The 24,175-nt window shown below is 54.5% G+C and carries 23 protein-coding genes and 1 tRNA gene; 12 read left to right on the top strand and 12 right to left on the bottom strand.

Going from position 1 to position 24,175, the window contains the following annotated elements; genetic code table 11:
* Positions 1 to 24 precede the first annotated feature (24 nt).
* Genes EL361_RS06885 through EL361_RS06900 form a run of 4 tightly spaced genes read right to left on the bottom strand, consistent with a single transcriptional unit; the run spans position 25 to position 3,330 of the window.
* Entirely contained in the window at positions 25 to 1,443 is a 1,419-nt protein-coding gene (locus EL361_RS06885) for a biotin carboxylase N-terminal domain-containing protein (RefSeq protein WP_126377923.1), read from the bottom strand.
* Between the two features lie 18 nt (positions 1,444 to 1,461).
* The gene (locus tag EL361_RS06890) at positions 1,462 to 1,848 is read right to left on the bottom strand and encodes a PilZ domain-containing protein (RefSeq protein ID WP_126377925.1); all 387 of its coding nucleotides are present in this window, start codon (positions 1,846 to 1,848) and stop codon (positions 1,462 to 1,464) included.
* Between the two features lie 2 nt (positions 1,849 to 1,850).
* A complete protein-coding gene (locus EL361_RS06895) occupies positions 1,851 to 2,582 on the bottom strand; it encodes an OmpA/MotB family protein (protein ID WP_126377927.1) in 732 nt (243 codons plus the stop codon).
* Positions 2,572 to 3,330, bottom strand: a complete 759-nt coding sequence (locus EL361_RS06900) for a motility protein A (protein ID WP_126377929.1) — start codon at positions 3,328 to 3,330, stop codon at positions 2,572 to 2,574. The genes EL361_RS06895 and EL361_RS06900 overlap by 11 nt, the downstream gene beginning before the upstream one ends.
* A 120-nt stretch (positions 3,331 to 3,450) precedes the next feature.
* Here EL361_RS06900 and EL361_RS06905 point away from each other — a divergent pair, with 120 nt between their 5' ends.
* Positions 3,451 to 4,275 (top strand): purine-nucleoside phosphorylase, encoded by an 825-nt coding sequence (locus EL361_RS06905; protein WP_126377932.1) that lies wholly within the window; start codon positions 3,451 to 3,453, stop codon positions 4,273 to 4,275.
* A gap of 110 nt (positions 4,276 to 4,385) precedes the next feature.
* On the opposite strand, the gene EL361_RS06910 is transcribed toward EL361_RS06905, so the two are convergent.
* Complete coding sequence (locus tag EL361_RS06910; protein ID WP_126377934.1) at positions 4,386 to 4,877, bottom strand: hypothetical protein; 492 nt, start codon at positions 4,875 to 4,877, stop codon at positions 4,386 to 4,388.
* A gap of 110 nt (positions 4,878 to 4,987) precedes the next feature.
* On the opposite strand from EL361_RS06910, the gene EL361_RS06915 reads away from it, so the two are divergent.
* Positions 4,988 to 5,311, top strand: a complete 324-nt coding sequence (locus tag EL361_RS06915; RefSeq protein ID WP_126377936.1) for a heavy metal-binding domain-containing protein — start codon at positions 4,988 to 4,990, stop codon at positions 5,309 to 5,311.
* A 77-nt stretch (positions 5,312 to 5,388) separates the two neighbouring features.
* Here EL361_RS06915 and EL361_RS06920 read toward each other — a convergent pair whose 3' ends face one another.
* Positions 5,389 to 5,934, bottom strand: coding sequence for a hypothetical protein (locus tag EL361_RS06920; protein WP_172961662.1), 546 nt, complete (start codon positions 5,932 to 5,934; stop codon positions 5,389 to 5,391).
* A 169-nt stretch (positions 5,935 to 6,103) separates the two neighbouring features.
* A tRNA-Leu gene (locus EL361_RS06925) sits at positions 6,104 to 6,190 on the bottom strand.
* A 420-nt stretch (positions 6,191 to 6,610) separates the two neighbouring features.
* On the opposite strand from EL361_RS06925, the gene EL361_RS06930 reads away from it, so the two are divergent.
* Positions 6,611 to 8,650: a methyl-accepting chemotaxis protein gene (locus tag EL361_RS06930; RefSeq protein ID WP_126377940.1), complete on the top strand. Its 2,040-nt coding sequence runs from the start codon at positions 6,611 to 6,613 to the stop codon at positions 8,648 to 8,650.
* A gap of 145 nt (positions 8,651 to 8,795) precedes the next feature.
* On the opposite strand, the gene EL361_RS06935 is transcribed toward EL361_RS06930, so the two are convergent.
* The 3 genes from EL361_RS06935 to EL361_RS06945 form a co-directional block, all read right to left on the bottom strand.
* Complete coding sequence (locus tag EL361_RS06935) at positions 8,796 to 9,224, bottom strand: PaaI family thioesterase (RefSeq protein ID WP_126377942.1); 429 nt, start codon at positions 9,222 to 9,224, stop codon at positions 8,796 to 8,798.
* 102 nt (positions 9,225 to 9,326) lie between these two features.
* Positions 9,327 to 10,478, bottom strand: a complete 1,152-nt coding sequence (gene icd, locus EL361_RS06940; RefSeq protein WP_126377944.1) for an NADP-dependent isocitrate dehydrogenase — start codon at positions 10,476 to 10,478, stop codon at positions 9,327 to 9,329.
* A gap of 163 nt (positions 10,479 to 10,641) precedes the next feature.
* Complete coding sequence (locus EL361_RS06945; protein WP_126377946.1) at positions 10,642 to 13,155, bottom strand: GGDEF domain-containing protein; 2,514 nt, start codon at positions 13,153 to 13,155, stop codon at positions 10,642 to 10,644.
* A gap of 434 nt (positions 13,156 to 13,589) precedes the next feature.
* On the opposite strand from EL361_RS06945, the gene EL361_RS06950 reads away from it, so the two are divergent.
* Positions 13,590 to 13,988 (top strand): response regulator, encoded by a 399-nt coding sequence (locus EL361_RS06950; protein WP_126377948.1) that lies wholly within the window; start codon positions 13,590 to 13,592, stop codon positions 13,986 to 13,988.
* Positions 13,989 to 14,046: 58 nt separating this feature from the next.
* Here the strand turns inward: EL361_RS06950 and EL361_RS06955 are convergent, their stop codons facing one another.
* Positions 14,047 to 15,267: a response regulator gene (locus EL361_RS06955; RefSeq protein WP_126377950.1), complete on the bottom strand. Its 1,221-nt coding sequence runs from the start codon at positions 15,265 to 15,267 to the stop codon at positions 14,047 to 14,049.
* A gap of 167 nt (positions 15,268 to 15,434) precedes the next feature.
* Positions 15,435 to 16,298 (bottom strand): hypothetical protein, encoded by an 864-nt coding sequence (locus EL361_RS06960; RefSeq protein ID WP_126377952.1) that lies wholly within the window; start codon positions 16,296 to 16,298, stop codon positions 15,435 to 15,437.
* 287 nt (positions 16,299 to 16,585) lie between these two features.
* On the opposite strand from EL361_RS06960, the gene EL361_RS06965 reads away from it, so the two are divergent.
* From EL361_RS06965 to EL361_RS07000, 8 genes are all read left to right on the top strand, one after another.
* The gene (locus EL361_RS06965) at positions 16,586 to 17,197 is read left to right on the top strand and encodes a DJ-1/PfpI family protein (RefSeq protein ID WP_126377954.1); all 612 of its coding nucleotides are present in this window, start codon (positions 16,586 to 16,588) and stop codon (positions 17,195 to 17,197) included.
* Positions 17,198 to 17,346: 149 nt separating this feature from the next.
* Entirely contained in the window at positions 17,347 to 18,729 is a 1,383-nt protein-coding gene (locus EL361_RS06970) for a sigma-54-dependent transcriptional regulator (protein ID WP_126377956.1), read from the top strand.
* A gap of 520 nt (positions 18,730 to 19,249) precedes the next feature.
* Entirely contained in the window at positions 19,250 to 19,414 is a 165-nt protein-coding gene (locus EL361_RS06975; protein WP_126377958.1) for a Flp family type IVb pilin, read from the top strand.
* Positions 19,415 to 19,567: 153 nt separating this feature from the next.
* Complete coding sequence (locus EL361_RS06980) at positions 19,568 to 20,119, top strand: A24 family peptidase (RefSeq protein WP_126377960.1); 552 nt, start codon at positions 19,568 to 19,570, stop codon at positions 20,117 to 20,119.
* 12 nt (positions 20,120 to 20,131) lie between these two features.
* Positions 20,132 to 20,956, top strand: a complete 825-nt coding sequence (cpaB, locus tag EL361_RS06985; protein WP_126377962.1) for a Flp pilus assembly protein CpaB — start codon at positions 20,132 to 20,134, stop codon at positions 20,954 to 20,956.
* On the top strand, positions 20,949 to 22,418 hold the full coding sequence (locus EL361_RS06990) for a type II and III secretion system protein family protein (protein WP_126377965.1): 1,470 nt from the start codon (positions 20,949 to 20,951) through the stop codon (positions 22,416 to 22,418). The genes cpaB and EL361_RS06990 overlap by 8 nt, the downstream gene beginning before the upstream one ends.
* A 16-nt stretch (positions 22,419 to 22,434) precedes the next feature.
* Positions 22,435 to 22,716, top strand: coding sequence for a hypothetical protein (locus tag EL361_RS06995; RefSeq protein ID WP_126377967.1), 282 nt, complete (start codon positions 22,435 to 22,437; stop codon positions 22,714 to 22,716).
* A gap of 12 nt (positions 22,717 to 22,728) precedes the next feature.
* Positions 22,729 to 23,958 carry a CpaE/TadZ family protein gene (locus tag EL361_RS07000; RefSeq protein ID WP_126377969.1) on the top strand — a complete coding sequence of 410 codons (1,230 nt, stop codon included), beginning with the start codon at positions 22,729 to 22,731 and terminating at the stop codon, positions 23,956 to 23,958.
* Positions 23,959 to 24,175: the final 217 nt, after the last annotated feature.

Consider the following 24,175-nt stretch of genomic DNA (forward strand, 5'->3'; position numbering starts at 1 on the left):
GGGCGAGGCGTTATCGGTTCGGAATCAGGAAAAAACGAGGAGGTCCGCAGTCTTTTTGCGCAGGAACTCCACGTTGGACTTCAGTCCTTCACCAGAAGAGTCTTTCCCCTCGAGCACGAGGTTGTCAAGAAACTCCAGGCCGCGTGACTTGGCCTCTGCAAGGTCCTTACCCCAAATAATTGCGAGCGCAAGGTTTGGGTCGAAATCAGTCGGAATCCGGTACGCAACATCAGTGGGGACCTGAGTGTACATGGACAGCCAGGACTCGTCCTTCCAGGCGAAGGAATCGATGACGCCGGACCAGGGGGTGAAGCGATTGTCAGGGTCTTCGGCAATGAGGCGATACTCGATGCCAACCCCTTCGAATTCTATATCCTTCTGGGAGTAGCCGATTTCTTCGCCAAGTCCCAAACGAATCTGCTCCGCAATCAGGTCCACATCACCCTTGCCATTAATACGCGAAATCACGGCAGACACACCGTTTTCCACCTGGATGCGGGTGTTGACTTCCATCAGAAATGGCTCGCCCTTGGGGGTCACGATCCATTCCCAAGTGCCGACACTGTCGTATCCGGCTTCACGCGCGATGGCCAGGCTGTGATCCTTGATCTGCTCCAACACCTTGGCAGCGTCGAAAGCATAATCGAGTTCCGCGGGAGCGAACCCGGGCGCAACCTCAACGCGTTTCTGACGTCCCGTGGACTGCACGGTGCAGTTGCGGCTGCCGAACTGCAACGGCTCAGAGCCATGGCGGTCACACAGAAGCTGAACTTCAAGGTGGTTGAAATCGAAAATCCGCTGCTCCACCAACACGCCTTCGTCACCAAACTGGCGCTTGGAGTAGTTGCGAATGCGGCGATATACGCTACGGAAAGCCTCGATGTCATGAATCTCATCGATACCCATTCCGCCGCCTCCCGCAGACGCCTTGACCAGAACTACGGGGCGCTTGACCCCCTGCTCTTCCTGGAAGGCAAACAGGTTGCGGGCAATCGCCTCGGCTTCCATTTCATCATAGATGGGACGGTCGGAACCAGGGACGGTGGGCACGCCCAGCCCGCGGGCCAAACGCTTGGTGTTGATCTTGTCACCCAGTTCGCGAATCACTTTCCAGGAGGGTCCGATCCAGGTCAGCCCCTGCTTGCGCTGGGTGACTCGCCTGGCAAAGCGGAAATCTTCGGCAAAAAAACCATAACCGGGATGAACTGCAGTAGCTCCCGAGGCATCTGCGACAGCCAGGATTTCATTATCATCCTGGTACGACGAGATGCGGTACAGGGATGTCTCCCCGCCCTTTTCACGAGCCAGACGGACATGCCCGGAGTCACGGTCGGTTTCGGTGTATACACAAACAAAATCCAGACCCAATTTAATGCAGGCCTGGACTATCCTAATGGCGATCTCGCCTCTATTTGCCACCAATACTTTTTCGTTGTTCGACACTTCCTATGAATCCTATGCTTATTCTCGGGACTTTTTCTTGATTGCTATCAGCCGCTTCTGGACTTCAAGAACCAGTTTGTCCAGTTTAACTTCCTTGCGATGGTCGACACCTTCGAAATTGCAACCGATAATCCCCTTGTCGAGGACACGCATCACCTTGGCCGTCAATTTATTCAGGAAGACTTTCTTGTTGATGAGCAGATCAAATTCGATAACCTGACCCTCGGTAAAGCCTTTGGCAGAGTCCATAAACGCCAACCCCATCGCTGACAAATCCGCAACATCGAACGTCTCTTTGCGGATGGGGACATACACTGCCACTCCGGGAATCTTGGCCCGAAAAGCTCGCCGCTGACTGCCGCCATCGTCGGCACCAATTGAAAAATCAAGGTCTGATGAAGACACGGCTACTTACTCACTCTTTTTTCAAGCACGATTTCAACCCGCCGATTCCTGGCACGGTTTTCGGCCGTGTTGTTGGGGTACAGCGGTTCTAAATCAGCCAACCCCGTGGCTGTCAACCTTTTCTGGTCGAGCCCGAGTTCCATAAGATATCGCAAAACATACACGGCCCGCAAGGAGGAAATCTCCCAGTTATCCTTGAACCGGCTATTCCGGCTAGGTGGTACGTCGTCGGTAAATCCTTTGATATTCATGTGTTGATCAACAGATTTAGCCAGAAAATCTTTAAGCGTCCTGATGACCTTCTTGCCCTGAGGCCCAAGCTCAACCTGACCTGGAGCAAAAAGCACATCACCGGGGACTCGGAGTGTAATCTTGCCCTCTTCCAACACAGCACCGACCACGCCCTCCACACCCTTGCGGGTAATGAACGTCCGAACATCGGAGAACACCTTGCGCTGGGACTCGATCAACTGCTTCTGCATGCGCACGGTATCGAGGATGGCGGCCTCCTCGGTCTTGACCCGCGCTGTCATCAGCTCCTTCTCTTTCTGGCCAAGGGCAACCTTCACAGCCAGAAACGAGTCCGTGAACTTCGTTTGGTCAATGGTGGACATGGAGAACAGCAGGATGAAGAACACCAACAACAACAGCGACATGTCTGCAAAGGTGGTTATCCACTCGTTGGATTCGACTACCGGTTCTTCCGTGTCGAGTTCGTGGTGTTCATCGGCCACTGGACTTGCGCTCCTTCGGCGGTTCAAACGAAGACAGCTTCTCGTAGACGAGTCTGGGGTTGTTGTTCTCCAGAATCGACTTGGCACCTTCGAAGATGATCTGCAGATGCAGTTCTTCCATACTTGTGCGTGCGCGCATCTTGCCCGCGAACGGCAGGAATACGAGGTTGGCCATGATGGTGCCGTAGAAGGTGGTCAGGATAGCGACGGCCATGGCAGGGCCAAGACTCTGGGGGTCATCAAGTTTGGCCAGCATCTGCACCAGACCGATCAGGGTACCGATCATACCAAAAGCCGGGGCATAGCCCGCCAGCTTCTGAAAAACCTCGACGGAAATATTATGCCGTCGCTTCATGGTGGAAATTTCAATGGCAAGAGTATCGCGAATGATCTGAGGGTCGGCGTTGTCGGCAATGAGCTGGCAGGCCTTCTTGAGAATGGGGTTTTCGGTCTGAATGTTCTCCAGAGCGACCAGTCCCTCACGGCGACTGATTTCCGCGATGCGGACCATGATGTTTACAACATCCTCAACCTTGCCCTTTTTTTTCATGAACATGGACAGCGCGCCCATGTGCGACTCGATCACATCGCCCAGAGGGAAGGTCACGCAGATGGCGGCAAAGGTACCGCCCACGACAATGAGCACACCGGGACCGTTCCAGAACAGAGAGAGTTCGCCGCCCATGACAATAGCGGAGACCACGAGAACGAAACCGATGATGGACCCAAAAAGAGTTGCAATATCCATGTACTGAGCTCCGATGCCTCAAGGGCGTCATTGACAAGCCATGCGATTGCGCCGAAAATGGCTCGCGAATCAGGGGCGCCCCCGTTACGATGAATCCTTTATAAACACTATCAGAGATTTATGCAAAATCCCCAACAAGTTAAAAGTGCAGCAGAATTTATCCGCGCCAGACTTGGCAAGCCTCACGATGCCAAGACAGCCATCATCCTGGGCACCGGCCTGGGCGACTGGGCCAAAGGACTGACCGAGGTCCAATCCTTCGACTATGCCGACATCCCCGGCTTCGTGCCTTCCACCGTACAGAGCCACGCCGGAAAATTGACGGCAGCCTTGGTGGGCGGATGCCCCGTATGGCTGCAACAGGGTCGCTTCCACCTTTATGAAGGCCGCACCCCAGACGAAGTCTGCATGGGCGTTCGCACCCTGGCCGAACTCGGAGCCGACAATCTGATTATCACCAATGCCGCCGGAGCTTTGAACCCGCAGTTCAATGCCGGGGGGCTGATGGGCATCAGCGACCATATCAATTTTACGGGGCTGTCCCCGCTCACCGGTCCCAATCATGATGCCTGGGGCGACCGCTTCCCGGACATGAGCCGCGCCTATGACGAAGCCCTGCTCGAGCTTGCACACGCCAAGGCTCTTGAACTGGGCATCAGACTGGAACGTGGTATCTATATCGGCGTAACCGGGCCAAATCTTGAGACCCCTGCTGAAACCAGAGCGTTCAGAATGCTCGGCGCAGATGCCGTTGGCATGTCCACGGTGCTGGAAGTCATTGCTGCACACCACATGGGCCTCAGGGTTTTGGGCATCTCCTGTCTGACCAACAAGAACCTGCCAGATTGCATGGCCGAGACCTCCCTGGAAGAGGTTATCGCCACAGCAGGCGCAGCCGCCAACAAACTCAGCAAGCTGCTCAATTCAGTCATAACCGCATTATAATTCAGCAGCTTGAGCAGCCGAACTACCCACACACAAGCAAAGCCAGGGCCCGGAGCATTCCACTCCAGACCCTGGCTTTTCAAATTCGTCAAGGAAGCAATCTCGCGTCACTAGGAGTTCGGATAAGCCTGCACCACATCATCGATATTCAGCTGTTTGGATCTGAATCCATCAGCCTCGATGACAAAACGCGTCAGGATGTTCTCCTCATGGTCAATCACATCCAGATTACTTTCAAATCCGTCGTCCATGGCGTCCATCACCCACAACACGACATCTTCAATGCCTTCGTAGTGACCATCGTGCTCAATAACGACCACACCTTCGTCGTACCCGACCTCATCAAAATCCAGTAGTTCATCAAGTTTGCCAAAGGCTTCTTCTGAAACACCGCGAAACTCACCGAAAATCCTTATGCCTCTTCGCATATCGCAACCCTGCTTCAAGCCCGGCATGCCGGGGTTTTGGTCTGTAATCTTTTTTAAAAATTTCATTCCGGGTTGTCGAGAAAAATCTACTTCCCTGCCGACATTTTGGCGCGTCATCGACCAGCGCTGTGATTGCCCTTTCCAAAAAACAAATAAACACCAATAAATCAGCATGTTAAGAATATTGGCAAGGTGTTTGCTGTTGTCTAGCCAGCGCAGTCATGAACCAGGGCAGCGCTTGAACACACTCATCATTTCCAGCTGCGATACAAGGAGGATGCACCATGCTTTCCCTGCTCAAGAAACCTGAACAAGAGACCCGGATGCCGGACAAGATCCAGAGCGCCAAGGATCTGTTCACCAGCGGCCAATTTCCTGTTGTCACCACCAAGGAAATGCCCGGCAAAAACGTCAAGCGCATCATCGGACTGGCCGCATTCCGCGGCTACGACATGGAGCAGGCTTTTTACGGCATGATCACCCGTGCCCTGTCCAATGGCGCCAACGCCATTATCGGGTACCGTGAAAACGTGGCCTTCCATCCCGATGGCAGCAAGTACATTTCCTGCTACGGAACAGCCGTTCGTCAGATCGAAGTCAAAGCCTAACAAGCCCAATTGCCATTTAAAAAAACAGGGTGCTCCCAAAAGGGGGCACCCTGTTATCGTTTTATAGTACGAGTCTCTTATTGCCGGGCCATCATCTCCAGCACTCCTCTGTAAATCTTCAGAGAGGCCAAGTCGGTAAAATCACGCCCGTCCAATATCACCCTGTCCAGAATGATACCGTCAATTTTGTGCCCTTCAATTTCGAAGTTCTTGAGCTTCATAAACATTTGAGCGTTTTTGAAACGTTCGGAGCCCAAATCAAAGGACATAGCATCCAACCGGAACTGTCCAGCCCCGATATACACAAGGCGCTTGGCCTCGCTCTTCTGTTCCACATACTTCTCAAAGTCAGCCAGAGTCATGCGACGGGCATACGCCTGAAGTTGCTCGGCCGACATCCCCTGATTCCCCATACGAATAATGACCAGACGCATGTCGCGGCCATCATCAAGGATGAACATCCGTTTCGACAGGTCCTGCATGGGATCAGTGGCCTTTTGGGGTGAAGCCTGTTCCATGGTTGACTTGGCAGGTTTGGACCCGGCTGTTTTGCAGGAGATCAAGCCAGCTGCCATACTCAGAGCCAATAAGGCGGTGAGACAAAATAAGACTGTATTGCGCATTCATTCCCTCCGGAATTTTCACTTCAGGCATTGCATACACTGTGGGCCCCGGTTTCGCCAACCCGCATTTCCAATGAAAAAATCCGTACCGTGAAAAAGAAAAACAAAACCGCCACACAAAACAAATGGGACCTGCCCTACGGCAAGTCCCATTTGTATAAAATCTTAGTGGTACCGGGGGGGGGATTTGAACCCCCACGAGCGTGAACCCGCTGGATTTTGAATCCAGTGCGTCTACCAATTCCGCCACCCCGGCAACGAACGAAAATTGATAGGCAAACACGGAAGGAGAGTCAAGAAAAATCCAAAGGAAAAACACATCGCCCATCACAATCACCGAACTTCGCAACCGCCACAGCCACTTGACTACACCATGAAGAAAATCAACATCGCCGTCCTCTCAATAATTCTTCTGTCCCAAAGGTCGCGTAGAACCAAAAAATAATTTCTCCAAATTTACCCACCAGATTTTGTTCGGTCAAACCAGCCCGAAACTCAACAATCATCAACAGCGCAAACACCACCCACTCAAAACATCGAAAACAATCTACAGAACCTGACCAAAGAGGTTTCCGGAGGCAACACGATTAATGCTACTCCCCCTTGCCTTCATACTAACATACCACTAGCGAGGAGTGTCGAAACGACATGAATTGTCAGAAGGAGCACCTCACCAATGATCAACAGCATCAAATCACACTTGATTCTCGGATTTTCAAGCCTCTGTGCAATCAGTCTCGCCATCGCCCTGTTCGGATTTATAGAAATCAAATCCATCGGTGAATCCGCCGATGTGCTGACGACGCGATGCACCCAGCTTATCATCAGCGTGAAGAATCTGGAGATTCAAGCTCTCCAACTCAGAATCCATGAAAAAGAATACGCCCAAAACGTCAAGTCCCCAACTACGCGTGCCCAAAGCAAGCAATATTTTAACCAGACCATGCAGGCTTTACTCAAGGACCTGGATTACGCCGAACCCCTTGCAGCCTCACTCAACGTCGTCAGTACTGAACAGCGTCAGCAATTCCGCGAAATACGCGTCAGATTTGAAAATTACCACAATCACTTCCTCTCCATTTCCCAACAGCTAGCCGCCAACGGAACGACGGGAGACATCGCTATACAGCAGTTGTTTGCCCCCTTGGATAAGGACATCGAGAGTATCATTGAGGCTCTGGACAAGGCCAAGATCGACATCGCCATCCTCGACAGCACCGTTGATCAACTCAATGCCCAAAACCAGCACGCCATGTTTGTGTTCGCTGCCCTGACCCTGGCGGCACTGCTGGTCGCACTGCTGGCCCTTACCTTGACTCTCAAGGCCGTGGGAAGGCCCGTCAAACACATCGTCAGTCTGGCAAGCCAAGTTGCTGGGGGCGACCTCAACGCCAGGAACGAAGAAGCGATGCCCAGAGAAATGATGTTGATTCGCAGTGCCCTGGAACAGATGGTCCACGAACTTAAATTCCGCATAGGATCGGCAGAAGGCGTTCTGGACAATCTCCCCATGCCCTTTCTGATGGTGGATGCCAAAGAACGGGTTGTGCGCACCAACCAGGCCTGTCTGGATATGCTGGAACTGGATGGCCCAGTACAGGCGCAGTACGGTCTCAAACTGGGCGAGGTTTTCTACAACGATCCCACGCGCCAAACGGCTGTTGGCAAAAGCATCCATCATGGTGAAAAATTCGTAAACCTGAGCGTACAGATCGCCGGGCACAAGGGAGGCTCTCTTGACGTTCTAGCCAACGTTTTCCCTCTGCACGACCTGGACGGGGAATGTATCGGCGGCGTCTGTATCTATCTCGACATGACCGCAAACAAGCAACAGGAACGTCAAATCATCGAACAGAACCAAGCCATTACCCGAACAGCCGAACAGGCGGGACGTATTTCCATGGAGACGGCTGCTGCTGCCGAAGAACTTTCGGCACAGATCGAACAGACATCCCGAGGCGCTGAGCAGCAGAGCCAGAGGACACAGGAAGCCGCCACGGCCTTGGAACAAATGAGCGCCTCCGTCATTGAGATCGCACGCAATTCAGGACTTTCAGCAGAATACGCCAAGGAAGCCAGCGCCAAGGCACAGTCGGGAAGGGACAGCATGGAAGTCACCTTGACCTCCATGACCCGTCTGAGTGAACAATCGGCCGAACTCAAGACAAGCCTCACCAACCTCGGAGTCCAGGCGGAAAGCATTGGCTCAGTCATGGACGTCATCTCCGACATTGCGGACCAGACCAACCTGTTGGCGCTCAATGCCGCCATTGAGGCAGCACGAGCTGGCGATGCTGGTCGCGGCTTCGCCGTCGTGGCAGACGAGGTTCGCAAACTCGCGGAAAAAACAACCATCGCGACCAAGGAAGTGGGTGATGCAGTGGGCCGAATCCAACAGGAAACAAACCACAACATCCAAGCCATGGAAGACACTCTGACCAGTATCAACGAAAGTTCTGGCTACGCCGAACAGGCCGGAAGTGCATTGCGCGAGATCGTCGACATCGTTGGCACCACCACCGAGCAAATTTTGAGCATTGCCGCAGCCAGCGAGGAACAATCCGCCGCCGTGGAAGAAATCTCCCATTCCATGGAAGACATCAACGGCATCAGTGGGGAGAGCGCCAATTCAATGGTTCAAGCCTCCCAAGCCGTTATGGAGCTTTCTCAACTGACCCATGATCTGAACACGGTCATTGACGGCCTGCGAAGCTGACTCTGACAGCTGCCCACTGACACGAAAGAAGGCCGCCGTCCCATTCCGGGACAGCGGCTTTTTTCATTCAATGCTTCTGACAACTCGCGAAAGGCGGAAACAAAAGCGGAATTCAAGTCCATAAAATGAACGATTCCTACAAGATTCAGGCCTTGTCTTTCTTGGCACTGACCAAAAAAGAAGCATCTGCCGAGGCCACGGCCAGCCCCTGACTGTCGACAATCTCAGCCCGGGTGAATATCACCCGGCTTCCTCGGCGAATCACAACGGCCTCGGCTCGCAGATCCTCCCCTGCCCCTGCAGGTGAAAGATAACGGACGGACATATCCACTGTTGCCGTCACTCGCCCATTGTTCAGGGTCGAAAGCACGGCATGGGCCATGGCTTCATCTGCCAGGGTGGCAAGCACACCACCACCGACCACACCCGCGCCCTGCAGCAATTTGCGATCATACGGCAGCCGCAACACGGCCTGACCCTCTCCAGCGCTCAGCACCTCGATCCCAAGGGTCGTCAGCAATGGATTGACGGCCTGATCCGCATGGACAACAGCTTCAAGATATTTCTCGGGCACGGGGCACCTCCGGGCAGAAATCAGTCAGTTTGCCAATCACATCAAAAAGCCGCCGCCCGTTAGGGCAGCGGCTCCATGGATATTTTACGGATCAACCAGTCACTACAGGTTCTCACCCAGCAACTCGCCGAAAGCCTTACAGCCCACTACCTCGGCACCCTGAATCTGGGAAGCCAAGTCCACGGTCACTCTCTTGCCTGCGATCACCTTGTCCACGGCCTTGTGAATCAAAGCGGCAGCCTCGGGCAAACCGGCATGTTCCAGAAGCATGGCTCCGGACAAAATCAAACTGCCGGGGTTGGCCTTGTCCTGGCCGGCAATGGTCGGGGCAGTGCCATGAGTCGGCTCGAAAAACGCCAGATCATCGGACATATTCACACCGGGAGCCAATCCCAGCCCACCCACCTGCGCAGCCAAGGCGTCGGAGATATAATCTCCATTCAGGTTGGTGGTGGCGATGACGCTGTAGTCCCTGGGGTACATCAGCACGTTCTGGAACATGGCGTCAGAGATACGGTCCTTGATGATGACAGGCTTGGAGCCTCCCGCTGTGGCAGCGTCTTCAGTCATCACACTGTCCGCAAACTCCTCGGCAGCGACCTCGTATCCCCAGGCGCGGAACGCACCCTCGGTAAATTTCATGATATTGCCCTTGTGCGACAGGGTCACGCTGGGCTTGCCGTTGTCCACGGCGTGCTGCAACGCCTTGCGCACCAAGCGCTTGGACCCTTTGGCGGTCATGGGCTTGATGCCCACTCCGGCCTCGGCGTCGACGTTGGCACCCAGTTCGTCGCGCAAGAAAGCGATCAGACGTCTGGCTTCGTCAGTCCCGGCTGCGTACTCAATCCCGGCATAGACATCTTCGGTGTTCTCACGAAACACGATCATGTCCACATCCTGGGGGCGCTTCACCGGCGACTCGACACCTTCATAATAGCGAATGGGGCGGATGCAGGCATAGAGGTCAAGGGTCTGGCGCATGGTCACGTTCAGGCTACGAAAGCCCTTGCCCACAGGCGTGGTCAACGGTCCCTTCATGGCCAGTTCGGCTTTCGCAAGTGTCTCCAGTGTGACCTGGGGCAAGTACTCGCCGGTTTCCTTGAAGGCCTTCTCACCAGCCAGCAGTTCCACCCACTCAAGCGAACGTTCACCTTTGTAGGCCTTGGCTACAGCAGCATCCAGAACAGGACGTCCGGCTGCCCAAACCTCAGCACCAATGCCATCACCCTCGATGAAATATATGGTTCTATTCATGCTTCCTCCAATAATCGATTTTTCAGCAAAGTGACCGCAAGGGATAGAGCAAAGAGTGGGATTTGTCCAACGCTCAAAGCATGACCGCAAAAAACGACCCGAAGCGCAGACATGTGCTTCGGGCCGCAAACAGCTTCAATTCATCGTTGTATACAAGTCAAAATCAACTCTCCTGAGTTTCGCACACAGGTTCTGAGGTCTCTACTTTCGGCACTTCGTTTTTTGGAAATTCACAAACGGCAACCCCGGCATGCCCCGTAGCATCAATAGCGATGGAGCAGTATTCTGGATCGGTTTCGGACTCCATGCCACTGATGGATCCGCGGCGGTCTCGCACATAGGAGTTCCCGGTGATCGACTTGGCGTATTTCTTCATCTCGGCTGCACGGTGCCCCAGCACTGAGAAATCACACAGGCCCTGGCAATCCACAATGGCCAGCGACACTGAAACCAAGGGGAACTGCTGGACGCATCCGTCACGACCTTTGGCCTCAATCCAGCCACGATCCCGGTCAGCGGGCATGTAGCAGCCCTTCACCAAACGTCCAAAACAACGCGTAATGGCCTTGGCAATGCGTTCCGAGCGTTCGGAGTTGCACATGATAACCAGATCGTCGCCTCCGATGTGCCCCACGAAATCTCGGGAGGAGTCACCATGGCGACGGGCAGCCCACTGAGTGACGGTGGCAATCAACTGGATGATTTTGTCACCATTCTTGAACCCATATGTGTCATTGTAGACCTTGAAATTGTCCAGATCAGCATAGATGATGGCAAAGGATTCGCCAGAATTGCAACGGCGCTCAAGCTCTAGCTCAATGACCACATTCCCGGGCAGACCGGTCAATGGGTTGGCACCCTTGGCCATCTCCACCTGAGCCGTCGCAATGGTGTCCATCATGCGCTGCACCGAAACAACCCCCTGAAGACGCCCTCGCTCGGTAACCACAACGTGGTCAAAAACAGTCGTTTTCTTGCGCTTCATGGCTTCTCGGGCCACATTCTCCACAGGGATCCCGTTTTCGGCATAGAGTGGTGACGGATCCATGATCAGGCTCACCGGACGATTCAGGTAGAGCGAAAGACCGTACTGCGATGACAATGCGCTATCCAGATGATGACGCATGACCAACCCCACAGGTCGCCGTCCATTAACCACGACGGCCGCTCCCATGGGACCTGCTCCCTTAAGCAGTTCCTTGACTTCCATCACCGTGGTTTCGGGCTTGACGGAGGGCACACTCTCCACCAATTCACGCAGAGGAGAGGCAATGCGCCTGTCCCCCACCATGCCCCGGCCGGATTTCGAAAAATGATTCTGCACTTCCGGTGGCAACCCGGGCTTTGGATAAGCTGGTCGAGCCAGGAAGTACCCCTGACCATAATGGACCCCCATACGCATCAGTGTGGACAGTTCGTCCTCATTTTCGATGCCTTCGGCAATCAGACGGCAACCGATGTTGTCCGAAAAGGTCACCAGGGTTTCCATGAGCGCCCGCTTTACAGGATCACTATCGATGCCGCGTACCAGCGACATGTCCACCTTCAGATAATCAGGGCGAATCTGCGCAATGGACCAGAGCCCGGAATATCCTGTACCCACATCATCCACCGCGACCTGAAAACCCTGGTTGCGGTAATGATCCAACGTTCTGTGGAACAGATCGAAATCTCGTACACTGTGGCGTTCCGTGATTTCCAAAACAACGTCCGCGGCTTTGAGACCGACCTTTTCAAGCAGTTGCAAGGTCTTTCCCGGAGAAAACTCCGGGTCCACAATCGTCCGGGGATGGATATTCAGGAAAAGCTTCTGATCCTGCCCCAGGGTTCCCAGTCTGTGTATGGCGCTCTCGCGGCAGGTTCGCTCCAGGCAAAAAACCTGATCCACCTCTTCGGCGAAATCAAACAACACGGCCGGAGAGCGAAAATGTGACTTCTTGGGCCCCCGGGTTAACGCTTCCCAGGATTTGATATTGCCCGTTTCCAGATCAACGATGGGTTGGAACACGCTTTCCAGCAGCCTGTCCGAAACGATCTCGCGAAACTCGCGAAGCAACGAGAGTTTGGTTACATCCAGAGTCCCGGCAGCTACCCGGCGGGCATCCGACAGAGCTCGATAAGCCGAATCTTCCAGCTTCGCATCAGTATCTTCAAGCATCCCATACCCGGTTAGGACGTTCAGCCCCTGTCCGGTCACATTCAGGGTTTCCTGCTTGACCCGGCTCTTGAGCTTTAAGCGGAAGGTGAGCACCAGATCGCCCAAATGCTCCTCCTGCCATTGGTCATCGCCGCACAGAATCAGAAATTTTCCCGGTTCCAACCGGTCAATGTAGCGCAATTTGCATTTGGACAATAACTCGTCAGACAAGAGGCGAATCTCTTCCTCGATGATGGTCAGGATACGTCCGGCGATCATGCCTCCATAGATATCCAGAAAAACCTGAAAGTTCTCCACCTCGATGTAAAACAAGGCGACCACGCTTCCTGAATCAAGAAAGGCCTCGATACGCTCTCTACCACCTGGACGCATAAATGACAGGGACGATTCTCCCGGTTTGGTCAATTCAATTCCCGTGGACGAATCTTTGGCAAACAATGCCGAGCCGAATCCTCGGACAGCTTCCAGCATGTTGACTCCAGTGGACAACGGATAGTTTTGGAACTCATGACTGCTCATATTCGGAACCTCCGAACCGAGAGTGGATTCGAACTATCCCGGATTCTCAAGAGAGCTGGGGTCATTCCGGTGATAATTCCGTGACGTTTTCATGTCGCCACGGCAACTTCATATTGAATTCCCCCATGCCACCAGTCCGCAATATTGCCAGAAATAACATTGAGCCAAAGGAGTTGTCGCAAGGCTGTAACCGTTCCCGCGACCTTTGCCTGACAACACATCTAGTGACCTTGCGCACAATTCAGGATCTCGCAATTCCGATTCTCAAAAAAATGATCGTCCTTGAATTCTAGAATCAAGTATTCCCGATACGACTATTTTTTGATACTTTGACCAGAAGCGGCATCGGTTCCAACGTATTGAAGATGCCCTGACAGTCCAGATCACTGCGATACATAGGCCTGAGAATACATTTGGAGAGAAGGGGAACCCCCATGGATGACTTGAGCGGAATCACCGTTCTGGTTCTTGATGATGAGCAGATGGTCCGTGAGAATCTGGAGGCCTTCCTCGAAGATGAGGGACTCAATCCCTTGACCGCAACCAACGGTGAAGAGGCTCTGACTGTCCTGGCCAAAAACGAAGTTCACGTCGGCATCATCGATATGCGGCTTCCCGGAATGGCGGGCAGCGAATTCATCGTCAAAGGGCACAAGGTCAGTCCCCAGACCCGCTTTATTGTGCATACGGGGTCGACCAACTACAAACTGCCCCGAGAAATCCGGGACTGTGGCGTCACCCATGACGACGTATTCATCAAGCCGCTGGCAGACATGAACATCGTCATGGAGGCCATCCACCGCCTTGTGAACCAAGGCGTAAGCAACACCTGACCAATCAAAAAGCCGCTTTCAAAGCGGCTTTTTCAATCAATAATCCAGAAGACAACGATTACAGCATCGTCAGACTGCCTTTTGCCCGTCCAGGTCTCGTCAAGGCATCCATCAACGCCCGAACAGCCTCGGTAACCGTTTTGCATCCATCTCCTGCCACAGCAGCCCCGGCACTCAGCCCTCCATCAAGGGAAACAAGCAAGGCGTTCAAGGACTGCCCGACCTGTTCACGCGGTGCATGAGCCATCACGTAGATCATGGACCCCAGTCGACCGGTTGCTCCAGCATTGGGAAAATGCATCCGCACAGCCGAAGCCACACGTTCCACTGCATCATCTCCGGCTTCAAAACCCTGCTGGGCATGAATCGAAGGCAGACCTTCCAGAAAAATACCTGCGATGGAGCACTGTTCGCCCCCCACCTTGGAAAACTCGAACTCCGGCCCAGCCTGCTGCACAAAATGCTTCAAGGTCAAAAAACCCGTCAGGGCGTCACGGCGGAAGGCGTCGCGAATCTGCTGAATTCGTTCCAGTTCCGTCATGTTCTTGTTGACCCGCCAAGTAAACTCTTCAGCTTCGAATGGTTTCTTCAAAAAGTCATTGGCACCGCTCTTCAGGAACTTGGCAGTCAACGCCCCCGAATTATGAGCCGAGACGCCCAGAATGGCCAACTCCTCCCGCGAATACTGCTCACGAATCTTGCGAATCAATTCCAGGCCATCCATGCCGGGCATTTCGTAATCGGTAATCACCATATGGATATCGGATTCTGAGCCCAGAATCTCCATGGCCTGCTCGCCGTCAACCGCAGCGTGGACCTGATAATTCTGATTCTCAAGCAGGCGAACCATCATATTGCGAACGGTGGCAGCGTCATCAACGACCAAGACCGCCGTATCGCGGTTGCGCCAGACCCTGCGTACAAGATCCACCAGGGTCTCCAACTCACCGGGAGCCCCCTTGATAAAGAAGTCGAGAACCCGTTTTTCGAGATACCGATTCCGAAGTTCCTCATCAAAGGTCGAGGTCAATACAATCACGGGGAGGTTCTGAGAAAGAAGCAGTTCAACGGCTTCGCCATCAGGCGCACCCTTGAGGCTCAGGTTGCACACAGCAAGAAAGATCTCGTCACCGCGTTCATCCAGCAACCGCTCAACGTCATCCATTGAAGAGGCCAGGATCGTTCCAAAGCGAGCCATGTCTTCAATATGTTCACTGATGATACGCGCCTGAACAGCGCTGTTTTCAACAACCAGAACCTTATTGGCAACCACGCTCATTCGTCTTCCTTTTGATATGGTGAACGGATTCGGGCTGCCCACGCAGATCTCTGAAAAATCCGCAGTTCACAGAATCAACAGCTCGTTTCATATCAAAAAGTACTCGGAGCTTCGAGACTTGGCAAGCCCCGCAGCTCCGGCCGAAGTCTTAACCTCTCAGAAACAAATCAGAAATGATAACCGATGGAGAACGAACCACCCACGGTGGCCCCACTATTATAGGAATTCTGCTCATCGCCATCACTGTTATAAAATGTTGTCTCACGAGCAAAGATGAACTCGGGACCAAAGCGCACAAACAACTCTTTCGTAGGAGTCCAGTCTCCATACAACCCCACACGAATTCCGGATTCTTCAAGGTAGCCCTTGCTACGCACGGTACTATCATCAGCCAGGCGCCAAAGGTCGTACTCAACCCTACCTGCAAGATGAACCGCCCACTGCGGATCAAACCGATAGACCAATTCGGCCTCAGGAAATCCAATACGAGCCGAAAAGCCCTGCTCGACACCCTGATTCCACATCACCCCGAGAATAGGCACAACCGCCCAACGAATCTTATGCCCTGCTACCCCCACCCCCATTTGCACTGCCCAGGCGTCGCTCAGGGCATAACTTGCTCCACCACCGACGAACATGCCCAACGAGTCGTCCATCTCCTCTTCGTAGGCTGCAGAAACACCAGCCACATAGAACCAACCCCACTCAGAGTTGATACGACCTCTGTCATGCGCGGACAATTCAATTTCATGGAGTTGATCCCAAGGATCATCGACACCATTGCCAAAAGGCAATCCTGTCCTGTCATTCCAGTCGTAGCTGCGTACCCCATAGGACAACCGCAGAATGTCATACGTCATGGACACATCGGCCTGAAGAACCGAAAAACCACCTTCACGATCGTCATAATCCGCATCCGATACTATTCCGGTTTCGACCGAAATGGAGACCGGGCAGCCCCCGTCCTGCCCGCCAAGTGCAACAGTAGCGGCCAGCAACACGAGTAAACATCCCAATATGGAACACCTCATACATTCAATCTCCTCTAAAAATGAAAACATCTCATCCCTAAAACATCGAATGTAAGGTAAATCAATCATTTCTCCCTGATTTTACATTTATTTACTGATTAAAACAGATAGGGAATCCCGCAAACAATCCCGTCATACAAAACGCTCTTATTCTACCGAAAACAACAATTTCGGCCTGAGACAGCCACTTTAGGAGCCCTCAATTATCCATTGTAAAACACTCTGAATCCAGCGTATAAGAATTTTCGTTCATCTCATCTATTCCAATCCTTTAGGAGCGTATCTCAATGCATGCATTTCGTTTCACTATGATCAAGGCACTCGGCTTGTTGCTTGCTCTTCTCCTGCTGATCCCGGCCGCATCTGCGCAGGCCTCTGCACAGGGCAAAAAAATATTGCTCATCGTCGCCAAGGCCGACTTCGAGCAGAGCGAATACTCCAACACCCGCTCGACTCTTGAAGATGCTGGTGCAATCTGTACGGTTGCCAGCACCAAAATTGGTACCCTCAAGGGCAACAAGGGCAAACGCATTGAGTCCGAACTGGAACTGACACAGGTTCAAACCGCCGAATATGACGGCGTGGTTGTCATTGGCGGGAATGGAATCAAAAAAGAATGGAAGAATGAAGACGCACACCGCATCCTGCGCGAAGCTCAGCAACAGGGCAAAATCATTGGCGCCATCTGCGCCGGCCCGGGAGTCCTCGCCTACGCCGGAGTCCTTGACGGCAAAAACGCCACAGCCCATCCTAAGAGCGGCGCAAGCTTCCCCATGAAGGATCATGGCTGCAGTTATACCAAGAAAAGTGTTGTGGTTGACGGAAACATCGTCACCGCTGATGGCCCCAAATCGGCCAAGGCCTTTGGAAAGGCACTGGTCGAGGTGCTGAGCAACTAGATCAGTACCACTCCGGTAAATTACCAAGGCCCTTCTCGAACAGGAGGGCCTTTTTTTCAGCCTTGCTCTTCTCCATCCCGCTCCTCTAGGGGAAAAGGCCTCTCAAGCCCCACATTGTCTAATTTTTTTAGATAGCATACATTGATTTCATGCAGGCCAATATATTGCTCATAGAAGACGATGCAGCCTTCCGAGGCATGATTGAGGAAGCCCTTAAAGCACGAAACTACGAGGTGTCCGCCGCCGGGCGTGCCGAGGATGGAATCAGCATTGCCGGGAGTGGAGCCTTTGATCTGATCCTGACAGACGTCAAATTACCGGGCATGTCCGGTGTTGAGGCCATCCCCAAGCTCAAGGAAGCGGCCCCGGACGCTGACATCATTGTCATGACGGCCTACTCCGCCAAGGAAACAGCAGTGGAAGCCGTGCGCCAGGGAGCCTACGATTTCTTCTCAAAACCTTTCAGCCTGTCCGAGCTGGACGTGGTTATCCGCCGCGCGCTGGACAAACGCCGCCTGCAAAATGAAGTTGTGGCTCTACGTGAAACCTTACGTAGCGAAGGCCCTTCCATGCGAATCCTTGGGGATTCGCACCCCATGCGCGAGGTCAAGGCGCTGGTCGAACGCATCGCCCCGCTGGACACCACTGTTCTTGTCATCGGTGAATCCGGCACAGGTAAGGAATTGATTTCAGACACCATCCGAGCCTTGTCCGGGCGTTCATCGGGTCCATTTGTCAAGGTCAACTGCGCCGCCATCCCTGAGCACCTGTTTGAAAATGAACTATTCGGCCATGAAAAAGGCGCATTCACCGGAGCCTCCAATGCTCAGCCCGGAAAATTCGAGCTGGCACACGGTGGGACCATCATGCTTGATGAAATCGGCGACATGCCACTCCCCATCCAGCCCAAGCTCCTACGTGCCGTTGAGCAGAAGCAGGTTGAGCGCCTTGGCGCACGTCGTCCCGTAGATGTTGATGTACGCATCATCGCAGCAACCAACCAGAACCTGCAAGAACGTGTTCGGGACAAAGCCTTCCGCGAAGACCTCTATTACAGATTGAGTATTGCAGTGGTTGAACTGCCCCCTCTTCGGCAACGCAAAAGCGACATCCCACTCCTTGCCCAGCACTTCATCAAGAGAATCAATGCCACCATCGGCCTGCCCGTAAAATCGGCATCCCCCGACGCCCTGGCCGCCCTGAAGAAACAGGATTGGCCGGGCAACGTCCGCCAGTTGGCCAACACCCTTGAGCGTGCGGCCATACATGCGGGCTCAGACATCATCAGTGCCCAGGATATTGCGTCTGCCCTTGGTGGCCCCAAACCTACCATGGCAGACGGTGATGATATCGACCAAGGAGCTATCGATCTGCGCACCACCATGCGTGAAGTGGAACGCAACTTGATCGTGGGTGCTTTGACCAGGGCCGGAGGTCTGCAGACCGAAGCAGCCACCCTGCTGGGACTGACCCCCAAGAACCTCTGGGCAAAAATCAAGAAGCACGGCATCGATCCCAAAGCCCCGCACTGATTCAAGCACAAGCCTTCTCCACCTTTCTCAACTCGCCCTCCCCATCGAAATCTATTTTTTATAGATCAGATGCATGATCTCAAAAACTTGCTGATTACGCCCATGGCTTGGGAGCTTTCCCCTGTTCACAGATAAACTTCCACTATGATTTCTCCCACAAACTTCTCCCACCCGCCCCCAGTCTATTTTTTTTAGATAAAGCATCACTCTTAATATTACTTGAATAATTAAAGACACTTACTTAAGCCAACCCTTCGCTCTTCGACCAAATCAAATCTCATTTTTTTAGATTTCAGCCCATCTAAGGGCATCGGAGTTTGCCCCCGCCAGACAAGGCTCCAGAGTTTTGTGGTTTTTTATTACCCATAATTACAGCAGTTTAGAGATTAAATTATTCAACTATAGCCCTACTAAAACACTTCGTGGCACACGCCTTGCCTTGTGGAGTTCATCAACGGCAAAGGATCCATCCCCAAGCCATAACAAGAATCGGGAACTTTCTAACATGAGGAGAAGAACCATGAAGACCTTGATGAACCTTATCCGTAACGAAGAAGGCGTCACCGCTCTCGAATACGGCATGATTGCCGCCCTGATCGCCGCTGTTATCGCCGCTACCGTCGGCCTGCTTGGCACCGGCATCAACACCGCTTTCCAAACCGTGCTGACCGCCATTGGCGGCTAAGTACACGCATCCACACCTTGCGCGGGACACAATTTATGCGCTTTTTCCCCAGCGCAGAGCGGACGGAGCCGGATTTCCCCTCATCCCCCCCGGCTCCGTCTGCATCCCGGGCAACCCCCACCCCCGGGCGTCCCGCCTCCAAAGGAGAATCTCATGGACGCCCTGCACTACATCATCCTCACCTTCATCCTCCTGATCGCGACGGTCACTGACCTGCGTGAACGAAGGATACCTAACAAGCTGACGTATCCCGCCATGCTGCTGGCCCTATGCTGGCACTACGTGATGACCGGCGCTGACGGTCTCGTCTTTGCCTCCATCGGCCTTGCTGCGGGTTTCGGCACCATGCTCATCCCCTTCCTGATGGGATACATGGGCGCCGGAGACGTCAAGCTCATGGCCGTCGCTGGAGCCTTTCTGGGCCCCGCTGGCGCGCTCAAGGCATTTCTGTTTACCAGCCTCGTTGGCGGTGTCTACGCCGTGGCCGTTGTTGCCTGGCGCTCTCCCCTGACCACGATGCTGGCCTCTGCCATGAAGGACTCAAAGGGACTGCTGGCTGGCGCTGGCACCTGGGTTCAGAATCTTCAAGGCAGATCGCAGGGCGTTCCCCAACTCGCATACGGAGCCGCCATCGCGGCCGGAACCATCATTTCCGTAATCAGTGATTACGGGATGAATGCTTTTGTTCCGGTCTGGTGGGCATAGGAGGACAACGCCATGCGTAAGACCGCAGTTATCCAAATCGTTATCGCCCTGGTCCTGTCGCTGATCGCCGGTGTGCTCGTCTTCAAGTGGATGAACGCCCGTCTGGGCGCAAAGCAACAGGAAGACGCAAGCTCGCAAGTCACGATCATCGTTGCCGCAAAGGACATTGCCAAGGGTGAAAAGCTCACTGAAGAATTACTCAAGCAAGCCAGATTCCTGAAGGAAAATGCTCCCTCAGGAACATATGCCGAAGTCGAATCCCTGACCAACCGCGTTGCGGCTTTCCCCATTGGCGAAGGCGAGGCCATCACAGCCTCACGCCTTGTCAGTGACGAAGCCTTCTCGGGTGTCAGCACCCTGATCGCCCCGGGCAAGCGCGCCGTGGCCGTCAAGGGCAACAAGGTTTTGGGACTGTCCGGATTCATTCGCCCCGGCAATCACGTGGATGTGCTGGTGACCATGGATATCCAGGACAAGAACAAGGATGAATACTCCTTCTCCAAGACCGTGCTTGAAGACATCAAGGTCATCGCCACGGGCACCGAACTGGAGCCCGAGGGCGACGACGGCGAAACCTCATCCATGGACACATACACCCTGGAACTGAGTAGCGAAGAAAGTGAAAAGCTTGCTCTGGCCGCCTCCAGAGGGACTCTGCATTTTGCTCTGCGCAATCCCGCAGACGTCAAGGACGTTCGCACCGAAGGCATCGATGTTCCCAAGCTGATGTCATCGCTCAAGCAACCCAAAGGCAAGAGCGGCAAGCCCAAGTATGTGGGAGTGGAAGTCATCACCGGCACCAGCCGCAAGACAGTGAGGTTTGCACGTCATGACTAGTAGCAACATCGTCCGCAAGACGGTCTTGCTGACCGTCGCATTCCTGACCCTGTCCTGCACCGGTGCTGTTGCGGGCACGAATTTCGCGACCGAATCCATTGAACTGACCAAGAGCAAGTCCATGGTCCTGAACAGTCAGATTCCCATCAAGCGGCTGTCCGTGGCTGACCCGGAAATTGCCGAAATCCTGTTGCTCTCGCCCAATCAGATCTACCTCACGGGCAAGGCACCCGGCGCCACCAACCTGACCCTGTGGGGTCATGACGGTCGTGTCTCGCACATCTACGACATCTCCGTGACCCCGGACATTGCTCAACTAAAGCAGATGCTGCACCGCGTGCTCCCCGATGAGCGCAACCTGAAGGTCATGGCCGCCGGTGAATCCATCACTCTGTCCGGCGTTGTCAGCAGCACAGGCAACCTGAGCACCGCTCTGGATCTGGCCGAACTCTATGCCCCGGAAAAGGTAACCAATCTGATGAGCGTCGGTGGCGTGCATCAGGTCATGCTCGAGGTCAAGGTCGCTGAGATGCACCGCAATGTGCTGGAACGCCTGGGCGTGGACCTGGCCTTCGCATCCAATGGCAATCTGGCCTACACCTTGCTGAACAACCTGATTTCCCTGGATAACCAGAACCCTGCCCTGACAGGCGGAACCAATACTCCAGGCTTGCTCTACAATACCGAGACCACCACAGCGATCGGTCGCACCGCCATCGGCAGCACCAACATCACGGGCTTTCTGGATGTGCTCAAGCAAAACGGACTGGTCAAGGTCCTGGCCGAACCCACTCTCATCTGCCGCAGTGGCGAAGAAGCCCAATTCCTGGCCGGTGGCGAGATTCCCGTGCCCATTCCGCAGGGACTCGGCACCGTGGCCATCGAGTACAAGCCCTACGGTGTGGCCCTGGCCTTCACCCCGGTCGTACTCTCGCAGGGCCGCATCAGCCTGAAGGTGTTCCCCGAAGTTTCCGAGCTGGATTACGCCAATGCCCTGAACATTTCGGGCTTCACCATCCCGGCACTGACCAGTCGCCGCGCCTCCACCACCGTGGAACTGGGCGACGGTCAGAGCTTTGCCATCGCCGGACTGTTGCAGGACGAAATCCGCGAAGACATCAAGAAGTATCCAGGACTGGGCGACATCCCCATCCTCGGGACCCTGTTCCGATCCAGTAATTTCCAGAAGTCGGAAACCGAACTGGTGATCATCGTCACACCGCATCTGGCCAAGCCCATGGAAGTGGTGGACGGCTCATTACCTACCGATCATTTCGTTGAACCCAGCGAACTGGAATTCTTCATCTACGGCAAGATGGAAGGTGAACGTGACCCTGATCTTCCGGCCCCGGCCAAGACCAGTGTCCGCCCGGCGTCCACAGTACCCGCCGCTGGCGGAGCAACCCCCTCCGGCCCGGATGCGGGCATGGAAGGCGACTTCGGACACATCCTGAAGCCATAGAGACAAGGAGACGATCATGCGACATCTCATCCATATATCCCTGGCCATTCTGGCCCTGTTGGCACTCTCCGGTTGGAGTTGGGATCAAAAGCCCCGCGCCTTCGGTGATTCCTTTCGCATGCAGTTGAATGCCCAGAAGGTGAATCCCGAACCACGTATTGCTCCTGACGCCCCGGTGGAAGGAATCAATGGCCGTGTGGCCGCCGATGCCATGGAAGGCTATCGCGCTCCCGACCCCAAGGACAAGGGACCGAGCTTTGCCGATGCCATTGAAAGCCTCATGGATACGGAAAAGTAGGGGGATATACATATGAGTACCACCTACCCCACCAATCTTGTTCTCCAGAGCCCCAAGGCAGCCAAGCATCTCGGCGCTCTGGTCGCCACGCATCCGCGCTTTGACGTTGGCCAGTCCAAGAACGGCCCTGCCGGCCTGGTCATCTACGAATTGGGACGCGACACAGCCAGCGATCTGGATCGCATCCATCGTCTGGTGTCCGGTGGTCGCGTGGCCGAAGTGTTTGTTTCCGCCACCGTTAAGGACCCGGACCTGATCATCGCCGCCATGCGCGCCGGTGTCACCGAGTTCCTGCCTTGGCCCATGGAATCCGAAGATCTTACCGCAGCTCTGAACCGCTTTGTCGAGCGCAGGGAAACGGCCTCAACCAGACAGCCCAGCCTGGCCTCCGAAGGCCCCAAGGGACGCATTATCCATGTTCTGGGCGTCAAGGGAGGCGTGGGAGCAACCACCCTGGCCGTAAACCTTGCCGTGGAAACGGCGCGGCTCGATCCTTCGCGCCCTGTGGCTCTTGTGGACGCAGCCCTTCCAGCAGGAGAAATCCCGCTGTTCCTGGACTTCGACTACACTTACACCTGGGCCGAAGCCGTACGCGACGTCAAGCGCCTGGACACCACCTTCCTGGAAAGCCTCATGACCCGCCACGGAAGTGGCGTGGACGTGCTCGCCGCCCCGGATCGCCTGGAAGATACGGAGGCCCTGTCCGCCGAGGGCATGAAGACCATGCTGGAGCTGATGCGCGGTATGTACGGCACCGTGGTCGTGGATGGCAGCCCTTATCTCGATCCTCCGTCTCTGGCCGCCCTGGAAGCTGCTGACGAAATCCTGCTCACCACCGAACTGTCTCTGCCCTGCCTGTCCCTGGTGCGGCGCCTACTGGAGTCCTTTGCCAATCTGGACGGCAATATCGAAAACAAGATCCGACTGGTGGTCACCCGCCATCAGGCTCAGGGAGGCATCACCCCCAACGAGGCCGAAGAACTGCTGGGCATCAAGGTCCACTGGCTCATCGACAACGACTATTCCGGAACCCTGGAAGCCATCAACCTCGGGCGCCCGCTTTATGAGTCCGCTCCCAAGTCTGCCGCAGCCCGGTCCATCGTCAAGCTCGCGGCCCGCTACACGGCTCCCGCATCGGCACAGACAGGTGGGAAGTCCGGTCTGCTGAAGCGCTTTTTGGGCAGAAAGAAGAACGAGTCCTGTTCCATCCCGTCCGGAATCAATCTCCAGGTGGAGGGCTAAGCCATGAGTCTCGCCGACAGACTGAACCGTAGCGCCCGCATGGGCGGCATCGCCCGAGCCCCAAGACCGGCACCGGCACCTCTGCGCCCTGAACAGCCCGTAGCAGAACCCTCCGTGGAATCCACAATTCCTGAGGACGAGTTCCTGTTTGAAACACCTGCGGGGGAACAGTCCATTCCCGGAGAACATCACGCACCAGAGGCTCCCGTTGCACCTG

Source organism: Desulfovibrio ferrophilus, assembly GCF_003966735.1.
Lineage (GTDB): Bacteria > Desulfobacterota > Desulfovibrionia > Desulfovibrionales > Desulfovibrionaceae > Desulfovibrio_Q > Desulfovibrio_Q ferrophilus.

Bases quoted from the DNA above. Each gene is read 5' to 3' on its own strand.
- EL361_RS06915 (WP_126377936.1), top strand. From the start codon at position 4,988: ATGCTTTCCCTGCTCAAGAAACCTGAACAAGAGACCCGGATGCCGGAC.
- EL361_RS06930 (WP_126377940.1), top strand. From the start codon at position 6,611: ATGATCAACAGCATCAAATCACACTTGATTCTCGGATTTTCAAGCCTC.
- EL361_RS06950 (WP_126377948.1), top strand. From the start codon at position 13,590: ATGGATGACTTGAGCGGAATCACCGTTCTGGTTCTTGATGATGAGCAG.
- EL361_RS06960 (WP_126377952.1), bottom strand. From the start codon at position 16,298: ATGAGGTGTTCCATATTGGGATGTTTACTCGTGTTGCTGGCCGCTACT.
- EL361_RS06965 (WP_126377954.1), top strand. From the start codon at position 16,586: ATGCATGCATTTCGTTTCACTATGATCAAGGCACTCGGCTTGTTGCTT.
- EL361_RS06975 (WP_126377958.1), top strand. From the start codon at position 19,250: ATGAAGACCTTGATGAACCTTATCCGTAACGAAGAAGGCGTCACCGCT.
- EL361_RS06980 (WP_126377960.1), top strand. From the start codon at position 19,568: ATGGACGCCCTGCACTACATCATCCTCACCTTCATCCTCCTGATCGCG.
- EL361_RS06995 (WP_126377967.1), top strand. From the start codon at position 22,435: ATGCGACATCTCATCCATATATCCCTGGCCATTCTGGCCCTGTTGGCA.
- EL361_RS06900 (WP_126377929.1), bottom strand. From the start codon at position 3,330: ATGGATATTGCAACTCTTTTTGGGTCCATCATCGGTTTCGTTCTCGTG.
- EL361_RS06955 (WP_126377950.1), bottom strand. From the start codon at position 15,267: ATGAGCGTGGTTGCCAATAAGGTTCTGGTTGTTGAAAACAGCGCTGTT.
- icd (WP_126377944.1), bottom strand. From the start codon at position 10,478: ATGAATAGAACCATATATTTCATCGAGGGTGATGGCATTGGTGCTGAG.
- EL361_RS06945 (WP_126377946.1), bottom strand. From the start codon at position 13,155: ATGAGCAGTCATGAGTTCCAAAACTATCCGTTGTCCACTGGAGTCAAC.
- EL361_RS06910 (WP_126377934.1), bottom strand. From the start codon at position 4,877: ATGCTGATTTATTGGTGTTTATTTGTTTTTTGGAAAGGGCAATCACAG.
- EL361_RS06990 (WP_126377965.1), top strand. From the start codon at position 20,949: ATGACTAGTAGCAACATCGTCCGCAAGACGGTCTTGCTGACCGTCGCA.
- EL361_RS07000 (WP_126377969.1), top strand. From the start codon at position 22,729: ATGAGTACCACCTACCCCACCAATCTTGTTCTCCAGAGCCCCAAGGCA.
- EL361_RS06920 (WP_172961662.1), bottom strand. From the start codon at position 5,934: ATGCGCAATACAGTCTTATTTTGTCTCACCGCCTTATTGGCTCTGAGT.
- cpaB (WP_126377962.1), top strand. From the start codon at position 20,132: ATGCGTAAGACCGCAGTTATCCAAATCGTTATCGCCCTGGTCCTGTCG.
- EL361_RS06970 (WP_126377956.1), top strand. From the start codon at position 17,347: ATGCAGGCCAATATATTGCTCATAGAAGACGATGCAGCCTTCCGAGGC.
- EL361_RS06905 (WP_126377932.1), top strand. From the start codon at position 3,451: ATGCAAAATCCCCAACAAGTTAAAAGTGCAGCAGAATTTATCCGCGCC.